This window comes from Blastococcus sp. SYSU D00813, from assembly GCF_054050735.1.
Map to the genome: position 1 here is coordinate 1 of NZ_JBJGZX010000067.1, position 10,049 is coordinate 10,049.

The window sequence follows — 10,049 nt, forward strand, 5'->3', positions numbered from 1 at the left end:
CGACCAGCCGGCGGCGCCGGGCGCCCCCCCGGCGGGCCGGCCCCCCCCCCCCCCCCCCCCCCCCCCCCCCCCCCCCCCCCCCCCCCCCCCCCCCCCCCCCCCCCCCCCCGCGGTGGGCACGGCGCCGCCGGTCCCGTGGGCCCGGCTGGGCGACGGCGTGCGGCAGGCGCGCCAGGCCGCCGGCCACGGACGCGTCTCGGGCCGGCCGGTGACCGCGTTCGCCGAGCTGGCCGGCCAGGGACTGGCCGCCCTGCTGGACCCGGCCGCCACGGGCGCCTTCGCCGAGGCCGCGCTCGCCCCGCTGGTCGCGGCCGACCGGGCCGGGGCCGGTGACCTGGTCGAGTCGCTGCGCGCCTGGCTCGCGGCGCACGGCCAGTGGGAGCCGGCCGCGGCCCGGCTGGGCGTCCACCGGCACACGCTGCGCAAGCGGATCCGGCGGGCCGGCGAGCTGCTGGGTCGCGACCTCGACTCCCCCGGCGTGCGGGCCGAGCTCTGGCTGGCCCTGCACCCGCCCGCCGGCTGAGCGGCCCGGGCCCGGCCCCCTCGCGGGGACCGGGCCCACCCGCCGCTACGCGAACGCGGGCATGACCTCGTCGTGGATCAGCCGCAGCTGCTCCTCCACCGTGGCCACCCCGGCGAGCTCGCGGCCGGTGAAGGCCTTGACCAGCGAGGCGTCGGTGATGGCCGCGATGAGGTGGTTCACCCCGGCCGGCTCGATCTCCTTGATCTTCGCCGTGACCTCCTCGGGCGTCCCGGAGAAGGAGAGCTTGTCGGCGATCTCCGGGCTGGTCAGCTCGATGCCCTTGGCCAGGTCACCGCCGGCGATGGCGTCGATGATCGGCTTGAGGCTGTCGGGGTCCACGCCGTTGCGCTCGAGCTGCTCGGCCGGCATGGACGAGGCGTAGATGCCGACCATGCTGCGCGCGGCGTCCTTGGCGGCCGCGGAGTCGCGACCGACCGAGACGACGACCCAGGCGCCGAAGTCCAGCGTCGTCCAGTCCTTGCCGGCCCGCTCCGCGCCGATCCGCAGGTTCTCCGCGGCGTACTCGTACGCCTCGCGGGTGTAGCTCAGCGCGTGGTGGCAGCCGTCGGAGTGCTCGGCCGCGGCCTGGAACGACTTCGGGCCGCGCATCGCGCCCATCTTCACCGGCAGCCGCTCCTGCACCGGCCGCGCGAAGGTGAACAGCCCGTCGTAGGAGAAGAACTCGCCGTCGAAGGTGATCGCGCCGTCGTCGAGGAACGTGCGCATCACCTGCACCCCCTCGACGACCCGCGACAGCGGCTTGGTCTTCGTCCAGTCCGTCTTGTACTGGGCCAGCAGACCGAAGTTGCCGCTGGAGAGCACCACCTCCGCCCGACCACCGGTGAGCTCGTCCAGCGTCGCCGCGGCCTGGGCGATGAGGGTCGGCTCGCGCAGCGTGACGGCGGAGACGCTGGGCCCCATCCGCACCCGGGAGGTCCGGTCGGCGGCGGCGGCGAAGAGCAGCCACAGGTCCTTGTGCCAGGTCTCGTCGGCGGCGTACACCGCGTGGAACCCCAGCTCGTCGGCGAGCGCGATCGCCCGCAGCGACTCCTCCAGCGGGTAGTCGGGGAGCATGGCGTAGCTGAACCTCATCGGATCTCCTCACTGACCTGGGCGGGGGTGCCCTGACGGATCTGACGGAGCTGGGCGGCGACCTCCCGGGCGTCGCCCTCGGGGACGTGCGCAGAATGGCGGTCCGGTCGCGCGATGACCAGGTACAGCAGGCCGGTGCCGGCGACGACGGCCAGGCCGATCGCGACGATCCACCGGTCGAGGAAGGTCTCGGTGCCCGGCGCCGGCTTGAGCAGCAGGACGATGGCGAAGACGCCGTAGGCCAGCGCGAGCACGTTGACCACCAGGCCGGCGGTACCGAGGTTCCACAGCCCCGCCGGCCGCCAGCCGCGGAGCCGCTGCCGCAGCGCGGCGAGCACCACGGCCTGGAACGAGACGTAGATGCCGAGGACGGCGAACGCGGTGACGCGCGCCAGGATGTCCTCCTGGAAGTAGACGAACACCGCGATGAGCACCGGCACCACGCACACGACGAGCAGCGCGTTGGTCGGGACGGCGTGCCGGGCCGACACGTGCGACAGCCACCTGCTGGCCGGCAGCATGCGGTCGCGGGCGAAGGCGTAGAGCAGCCGGCTGCCCGCGGCCTGCAGGGACAGCACGCAGGACAGGAACGCGATGACGATGACGACGAGGAAGACCTTCGACCCCGCCGTGCCCAGGGAGTCCTCGAGGATCGACGGGATGGGGTCGGCGTCCTCGCCGGCGACGATCGCCTGCAGGTTCGGCGCGGCCAGCACGTACCCGGCGTAGGAGAGGAAGCCGGAGACACCGCCGACGAGGATGGTCAGGATCATGGCGCGCGGGATCTGGCGCGTCGGGTCGGCGACCTCCTCGGCCACGTCACCGCAGGCCTCGAAGCCGTAGAAGAGGAACAGCCCCGACAGCGACGCGGCGAGGAACACGCCGAGGTACCCGTCGCCACCGCCCGCGGCGAGCGAGTCGAAGAAGACGGAGAACGGCTGCTCCCGGCGGAAGAGCAGCAGGAACAGGCCGAGGGCGATGACGCCGACGAGCTCGGCGGCCAGCCCGATCTGGGCGATCCGCGCCAGCGTGCGGGTGCCGCTGTAGTTCACCGCGAAGGCCACCAGCAGCAGGCCGACGGCGGTGCCGAGGACGACCCCGGCGGTCGCCTCCATGTCGAACAGCGCGGCCACGAACCCGCCACCGAACTCGGCGACCGCCGTGACGGTGACGATGATCGCCCAGATGTAGATCCAGGAGACGATCCAGGCGTAGCGCCGGTTCCACAGCCGGCGGGTCCACGGGTAGATGCCACCGGCCAGGGGGTACTGGGAGACGACCTCGCCGAAGACCAGCGAGACCATCAGCTGGCCGACCCCCACGATCACGATCCACCAGATCGCGGGCGGCCCTCCGATGGAGAGGCTGTAGGCGAACAGCGAGTAGACGCCGACCAGCGGCGACAGGTAGGTGAACCCGAGGGCCATGTTGGCCCACAGACCCATGCTGCGGTGGAACTGGCCGGTGTAGCCCAGGGCGGCCAGCTGCGCGTCGTCGTCGATGTGCCCGGCGGGGGCTCCAGGTGGGGTCACGGGTTCTCCTCGGGTGCGGGGCGATCACACCGCCCGGGCAGCGGTGTGCCGTAGGCCACAGAACGCGGAGAAACCTATAGAGCCAGAGGTCAGAGGACAAGACGCATCCGGTTGCCTTTCCGTTGCGGGCGTGTTGCCCGGCAGACGGGAGGCGACGCGGGCGTCAGGCGGTGAGCGCCGACCCCTCGTCGACCAGCAGCAGCCGCCAGGGCGCGCCGGAGACCGGGGTCGCCGCCAGGACCGCCGCGCCCGCGGGCGGCAGGTCGCCGACCAGCCACCGCGGGGCCGTCGACAGCACGACCCGTCCCTGACCGTCCAGGACCACGAACGGGACCGGCAGCCGGCCGAGCCGGCCGAGCAGGTGCCGCTCGAAGCGGTGCACCGAGACGTCGACCCCGGCCACGCCGACGAACTCGCCGGCGGCGACGACCGGCTCGGTCAGCGTGAGCACGTACCGGCCGGTGCCGTAGACGTCCACGTGCGGCCCCACGACGTGCCGCCGCCCGGTCCGGCAGGGGACGTCGAACCACTCGGCGGTCGTGTAGTCGTAGTAGCCGAGGCTCGTCGGCCGCAGGTCCGGCTCGAGCCGGCGGAGCCGGTCGCTGCCCGGGTCGACCTGCCACCACTCCAGGCGCAGGGGCCGGCCGTGCTCGGGCCGCGGGGCCAGGACCAGCCCCAGGCCCACCGCGAGCTGCCCCGGCTCCCGCAGCGTCTCGCGGACGGCGTCGTCCAGCAGCGGCCGGCCGGCCCGCACCGCGTCGGCCACCGACGGGCACAGCCCTGCCCGCACGCTCGCGACCGTCGCGAAGACGCCCTCGACTACCTCGGTGAGGGCGGCCCCGACGCGGCGGAGCTCCTCCCCCCGGTCCGGGGTCACGAGACCTCCCGCCGGTCGGCTTCTCCCCCTCCGGCCGCGTCGGCGCCGGCGGCGGCGCGCAGCCGCAGCTCGATGGACCAGACCGTCCGGCGGGCGACGTGCTCCTCGGTCAGGACCCGGGCCAGGGCCGCGTCCCGCGCCTCGATGGCGTCGAGCACGGCGCGGTGCCCGGCGACGATCACCCCGAGCAGCTCGGGGATGTGCGCCGGGGGCCAGGGCAGCTGCCCCAGCTCCAGGTGCAGGTCCATCTCCTGCATGGTCAGCCGCACCGACTGCGCGCTGGCGGCGAGCTCGATGTAGTAGCGGCCCTCGATGCGGCGCTGGGCGGTCGTCGACCCCGCGGCCGCGAGCCGGTCGACGATGTCGCGCAGCCGCGCGATCTCGACCGCCGACGCCCGGGACGCCGCCAGGCGCGCCGCGGTGGAGGCGATCGCCGCGTGCACGTCCCCGAGCTCGCGGAGGTCGGCGGTGCTGAGCTCGACCAGGCGGGTGTCGGCCAGCTCCGCGAGCACGTCGTCGCGGGCGCGGACGAAGCTGCCGCCGCCGCGGCCGCGACGGGTCTCGACCAGCCCGAGGTTGCGCAGCTCGGCCAGCGCCTCGCGCAGCGTCATGGTCGAGACGTTGAGCATGGTCGCGAGCTCGGTCTCCGCGGGCAGCTGCTCCCCGTCGGCGAGCAGGCCCAGCGCGATCGCACTGCCGACCCGCCGCACGACCGCCTCGCTGCGCAGGGCGCCGTCGTCGAGCGGGGCGAAGACGGCGCGCCGCGCGTCACCGATGAGCAACTGCACGTCCGCCTCCCGCCCGCACCGACGTCGTTCAGTGTCGCACCCGTTTTAGCGGACCATAACCGTTGATTCCATAGGTTTTGGTGGCTAGCGTGGCCCCCACACCAGCCCCCTGTGACGAGGAGCACCGATGACACAGGTCGAGCCGGAGCGCACCGCCCCGCCGGACGCGCTCTCCCGCCCCTTCACCCCGGGGGCCCCGTCCAATCCCCCGGAGCTCGCCGACTACCCGGAGACGCTCGCCGGGCCCGTGCCCCCGCCGAACCAGGACCCGAGGACGGCGGCGTTCGTCGAGCAGTGGCGCAACACCTCGTACAACTGCTTCTCCTCCGGCCACAAGTTCTGCCGCGAGGTCTGCCCGGTCACCCAGGTGGAGCGCAACGAGTCGTGGACGCCGACCGCCTTCCACGCCAACGTGGTCGCGATGGAGCGCGGCGAGCTCGGCATCGAGGACATCGCCGCCGACTACGTCAACTGCACCCAGTGCGGCGCCTGCGAGCTGCGCTGCCCGAACACGCTGTTCACCGGTGACTTCTACCGGTTCCGCACCCGCACCGTCGACGTCGTCAAGGCCGTGCGGTCGCTGGCCGTCGAGAGCGGCGTGCACCAGCCGAACTGGCAGATCTGGAACGAGCGCACCGACCTGCGCACCCACGAGCCGGTCCTCGGTGAGACCCCGGTCAGCCAGGAGAAGGTGCGCGACTGGGCCGAGGGTCTGGACATCCCCATCGGGGGCGAGACGGTCCTGTTCGTCGACTGCGAGGCCGCGTTCTACCGCACCTCGGTGCCCCGGGCGGTGGCCCAGATGCTGCAGATGGCCGGCTACGAGTTCGGCCTGATGGAGGAGCAGTGGTGCTGCGGCGGCCCGGCCGCCGAGATGGGCTACGCCGAGCAGGCCCAGCGCTTCGCCCGGCACAACCTGGACAACTGGCGGAAGACGGGGACCAAGCGGCTGCTGGTCCTCGACCCGCACGACTACATCAGCTTCACCGAGGACTACCCGAAGTACTTCGGCGAGGAGTTCGACATCGAGGTCGTCCTCGTCATCGAGGTGCTGGCCCAGCTGCTCCGCGAGGGGAAGCTGACCCCCTCCGTGCCGGTCGACCGGGCGATCACCTACCACGACCCGTGCCGGCTCAACAAGCGCAAGGGCATCTGGGCCGAGCCGCGCGAGCTGCTGCGCGCGATCCCCGGCCTGCGCTTCGAGGACGTGGACCGGGTCACCCAGTGGTCCTACTGCTCCGGCGGAGGCGGCGGGCTGCCGGTCGAGAAGCCCGAGCTCACCGCCAAGATCAGCGCGATGCGGCTGGAGCGGGCCGCGGAGCTCGACGTCGACACCCTGGTCAGCGCCTGCCCGTGGTCCGAGCGGCCGCTCAGCGAGGCCGGCGACGCCGAGGACATCGACGTCGTCGACCTGCACGAGCTGTTCGCCCAGTCGCTCGGCATCACCGTGGGCGGCTCCCGCGGCGACGTCGGCGACCGGCGCCTGGCGCAGGAGCGGACCGGCGTCCCCGGACGGGCGCGCCGGGCCCACGGCTCCAGCCGGGGCGGGTGCGGCGGCGGTGGTGGCTGCGGCGGCGGCTGCGGCAACGGTTCCGGCGGCTGCGGGTGCGGGGGGCACTGACCATGACCACCACCGAGCGCCCCGGCGCCGAGCCGATCGGCGCCGTGCCCGTGCTGACCGAGCCGCTGAGCGACGACCGGCTGAACCAGCTGGTCGCGGCCCTGCGGCCGATCCTGGCCGACGACCAGCTCCTGCTGGCCAAGACCGACCGCTACAACCGTGCCCGCGTGCCGGCGCCGTTCCCGGTGCACCGGTGGTCCGAGCGGGTGCCCGACGTCGTCGTCATGCCCACCTCGACCGAGCAGGTGGCGGCCGTGGTCAAGGTGGCCAACGAGCTGGGGATCCCCGTGGTCCCGCGGGACGGCGGCACCGGCCTGACCGACGGCGCGGTGCCGCACCGGCGCGGCATCGTCGTCGACGTCAAGAAGATGAACCAGATCCACGAGCTGGACCTGGTCAACCGCACGGTCACCGTCGGCACCGGCATCAGCATGCTCAAGCTCAACGAGCGGCTGGCCCAGCACGGGCTGTTCTACCCGGACGACCCGGCGTCCTACCCGTGCTCGCTGGTCGGCGGGCGGATCGGCACGAGCGGGTGGTCGCTCATCGGCTCCCGCTACGGGCACACCCGCGACCTGGTGCTGAGCTTCGACCACGTGCTGCCCACGGGCGACGTCCTGCACGTCGGCGACGGCATCGGCCAGAAGATCAGCAAGTCCTCCAGCGGCTACCAGCTCAAGCACCTGTTCATGGGCCACCAGGGCACGCTGGGCATCGCCACCAAGGCGACGCTCAAGCTGTTCCCCAAGCCCGAGGCCGAGCTCTCGCCGTTCTGGGCGTTCGACAACTACGAGGACGCGCACGCCTGCACGGGGGCGCTCGCGCGCGCCGGTGTGGCGACCTTCGCGGGGGCGGTGCTGTTCGACGAGCACAAGGTCGCCTACCTGCGCCGCGACGACGAGGCCTACATCCCGCAGCCGACCGACGTCCGCGCGCTGGTCTGCGCGGTCATGTACGGCTACGAGGACGAGGTGCGGGCCGGCGGCAAGCGGCTGTTCCGCATCGCCAGGGAGCACGGCGCCCGCTACCTCGGCGACGAGATCTCCGAGGGCGACTGGGCCGCGCGGCACGACCGGTACGCCACCCCGCTGCACGGGCGCACCAAGGACGGCCAGGTCATCCCGATGTCGTGGCACTGCGAGGACGCCGCGGTCAACTTCTCGAACGTCCCGGCGGTCAGCCGCGCCTGGCACGAGATCCTCGCCGACCTGCGCCGCAAGACCGACGTCTTCGACGACTGGGGCATGTTCGCCTACACCTCGGCGAACACCGGCGTCGACTACCTGACCGAGATCGACGTCGGCATCTGGGAGCAGCGCCTGGACGACGCCGCCTGGGCGGCCTGGGTGCAGGCCAAGCGGGACATCGCGGCCGTCGCCATCGCCCACGGCGGCTCGATGAGCGCCTGCCACGGCTCCTGCCGCGAGGGCGAGGTCGACCTCCTCCCGCAGGAGCTCGGCAAGGGGTTCGACGTCATGCTCGAGGTCAAACGGGCGCTGGACCCCAACAACGTCATGAACCCCGGCAAGTACCTGCTCGACCGCGCGTACGGGAGGGACACCACCGATGAGGGACGTTGACGCCGACCGGCAGCACGACTCCGGGGAGCTCGTGTCCGACCAGCCCGGCCACGACTCCGCCCCGGCCGCCACGGCGCCGTACCGCTTCGCCGAGCAGCACACCCCGCCGCCGGCGCAGCGGGTCAGCGAGGTGGCGCAGACGACCTTCGAGCACGTCTTCGAGGTCGACCCGCGGCTGATGGAGGTGCACGTGCTCCAGCAGGTGTTCCCCAACTGGGACACGCTGCGGATCATGCGCAGCCGGCACGACCACCTCGCGTGGATGCACCGGCACTTCGCTGAGAAGGTGGTGACCGGCTCGGAGATCCTCGCCGAGGTCGAACGAGAGAGCGCGCCGACACCGCCACCCCTGTAACGACCGCGAGCACCCGGCCGGGAGCTGCCGCCACGGCGCTCCCGGCCGGCGCGTCGCGGGACCCGTCCCCCGTGCGCCGAGCACGGACCCCGAGGCGAGAGGGAACCCATGAGCGACAAGCCCGAGCTGCGCAACTTCGTCGGAGGCGAGGCGGTCGACACCGCCGACGGCCGCCGCATGGACCTGGTCGACCCCGCCACGGGGGAGGTGTTCGCCTCGGCGCCGGTGTCGGGCCCGGAGGACGTCGACCGCGCCTACCGCGTCGCCGCCGACGCCTTCGAGACCTGGCGGGACACCACGCCGTCGGAGCGGCAGCGGGCGCTGCTGAAGCTGGCCGACCTGGTCGAGGAGCACGCCGACGAGCTGATCCGGCTGGAGAGCCAGAACACCGGCAAGCCGCTGGCGCTCACCGCCAGCGAGGAGATCCCGCCGATGGTGGACCAGATCCGCTTCTTCGCCGGCGCCGCCCGCACGCTGGAGGGCAAGGCGGCCGCGGAGTACATGGCCGGGCACACCTCGTGGATCCGCCGGGAGCCGATCGGTGTGGTCGGCCAGGTCACGCCGTGGAACTACCCGATGATGATGGCCGTCTGGAAGATCGCGCCGGCCCTCGCCGCGGGGAACACCGTCGTCCTCAAGCCCAGCGACACCACCCCGGTCACCACGCTGAAACTGGCCGAGTTGGCCGCCGAGGTCTTCCCGGCGGGCGTGCTCAACGTCGTCTGCGGCGACCGGGACACCGGCCGGGCGCTGGTCGAGCACCCCACCCCGCAGCTGGTGGCGATCACCGGCTCGGTGCGGGCGGGCATGGAGGTGGCGGGGGCCGCGGCCAAGGACGTCAAGCGGGTGCACCTGGAGCTGGGCGGGAAGGCGCCGGTCGTGGTCTTCGACGACGCCGACCTCGAGGCCGCCGCGGAGGCGATCGCCGTCGCGGGGTACTTCAACGCGGGGCAGGACTGCACCGCGGCCTCCCGGGTCCTCGCCGGCCCGGGGATCCACGACGACTTCGTCGCCGCCCTCAGCGAGCAGGCCCGCGGCACCGCGACCACGTACGCCAACGGCGCGGCCGACGAGGACGCGATGGTGCCGCCGGTGAACAACGCCAACCAGCTCGCCCACGTGACCGGCTTCCTCGACCGGGCGCCCGGCCACGTGGAGGTCACCGCCGGCGGGCACCGCCAGGGCGACCGGGGGTTCTACGTCGAGCCGACCGTCGTGGCCGGGCTGCGGCAGGACGACGAGATGGTCCAGAAGGAGATCTTCGGGCCGGTCATCACCGTGCAGCGCTTCACCGACGAGGACGAGGCCGTCCGCTGGGCCAACGGCGTCGACCTCGGCCTGGCCTCCAGCGTCTGGACCAGGGACTTCGGCCGCGCGATGCGGATGAGCAAGCGGCTGGACTTCGGCTGCGTGTGGATCAACACCCACATCCCCCTGGTCGCCGAGATGCCGCACGGCGGGTTCAAGCACTCCGGGTACGGCAAGGACCTCTCGCTGTACGGCCTGGAGGACTACACCCGGGTCAAGCACGTCATGGCCAACATCGACAGCTGACCGCACGTCGCGGGGGCCCCGGGCGGGCGGGGCGGGGGCGGGCCGGGGGCCGCGCGCGGGGGGGGCCCCGGCGGGCGGGGGGGGCGACCCCCTTCGCGTGGCTATCGACAAAAACAAAAACATGTTT

General features: G+C 73.2%; 9 protein-coding genes. 5 read left to right on the forward strand and 4 right to left on the reverse strand.

The features are described from left to right. The first annotated feature begins 112 nt into the window (after nucleotides 1-112). Nucleotides 113-523: a PucR family transcriptional regulator gene (locus ACI8AX_RS23355; protein WP_456552266.1), complete on the forward strand. Its 411-nt coding sequence runs from the start codon at nucleotides 113-115 to the stop codon at nucleotides 521-523. Between the two features lie 45 nt (nucleotides 524-568). Here ACI8AX_RS23355 and ACI8AX_RS23360 read toward each other — a convergent pair whose 3' ends face one another. The 4 genes from ACI8AX_RS23360 to ACI8AX_RS23375 form a co-directional block, all read right to left on the reverse strand. After that, entirely contained in the window at nucleotides 569-1,615 is a 1,047-nt protein-coding gene (locus ACI8AX_RS23360) for an LLM class flavin-dependent oxidoreductase (protein WP_456552267.1), read from the reverse strand. Continuing rightward, nucleotides 1,612-3,147: an APC family permease gene (locus tag ACI8AX_RS23365; protein WP_456552268.1), complete on the reverse strand. Its 1,536-nt coding sequence runs from the start codon at nucleotides 3,145-3,147 to the stop codon at nucleotides 1,612-1,614. The genes ACI8AX_RS23360 and ACI8AX_RS23365 overlap by 4 nt, the downstream gene beginning before the upstream one ends. Nucleotides 3,148-3,310: 163 nt before the next feature. Further along, complete coding sequence (locus ACI8AX_RS23370) at nucleotides 3,311-4,024, reverse strand: cache domain-containing protein (RefSeq protein WP_456552269.1); 714 nt, start codon at nucleotides 4,022-4,024, stop codon at nucleotides 3,311-3,313. Then, entirely contained in the window at nucleotides 4,021-4,812 is a 792-nt protein-coding gene (locus ACI8AX_RS23375) for a FadR/GntR family transcriptional regulator (protein WP_456552270.1), read from the reverse strand. Before ACI8AX_RS23375 ends, ACI8AX_RS23370 begins: the two co-directional genes overlap by 4 nt. A 127-nt stretch (nucleotides 4,813-4,939) precedes the next feature. On the opposite strand from ACI8AX_RS23375, the gene ACI8AX_RS23380 reads away from it, so the two are divergent. The 4 genes from ACI8AX_RS23380 (at nucleotide 4,940) to ACI8AX_RS23395 (ending at nucleotide 9,922) form a co-directional block, all read left to right on the forward strand. Then, nucleotides 4,940-6,433, forward strand: coding sequence for a (Fe-S)-binding protein (locus ACI8AX_RS23380; RefSeq protein ID WP_456552271.1), 1,494 nt, complete (start codon nucleotides 4,940-4,942; stop codon nucleotides 6,431-6,433). Between the two features lie 2 nt (nucleotides 6,434-6,435). Further along, a complete protein-coding gene (locus ACI8AX_RS23385) occupies nucleotides 6,436-8,013 on the forward strand; it encodes an FAD-binding oxidoreductase (protein WP_456552272.1) in 1,578 nt (525 codons plus the stop codon). Next, nucleotides 8,000-8,368, forward strand: a complete 369-nt coding sequence (locus ACI8AX_RS23390) for a hypothetical protein (protein ID WP_456552273.1) — start codon at nucleotides 8,000-8,002, stop codon at nucleotides 8,366-8,368. Before ACI8AX_RS23385 ends, ACI8AX_RS23390 begins: the two co-directional genes overlap by 14 nt. 108 nt (nucleotides 8,369-8,476) lie before the next feature. Beyond that, on the forward strand, nucleotides 8,477-9,922 hold the full coding sequence (locus ACI8AX_RS23395) for a gamma-aminobutyraldehyde dehydrogenase (protein ID WP_456552274.1): 1,446 nt from the start codon (nucleotides 8,477-8,479) through the stop codon (nucleotides 9,920-9,922). Nucleotides 9,923-10,049: the final 127 nt, after the last annotated feature.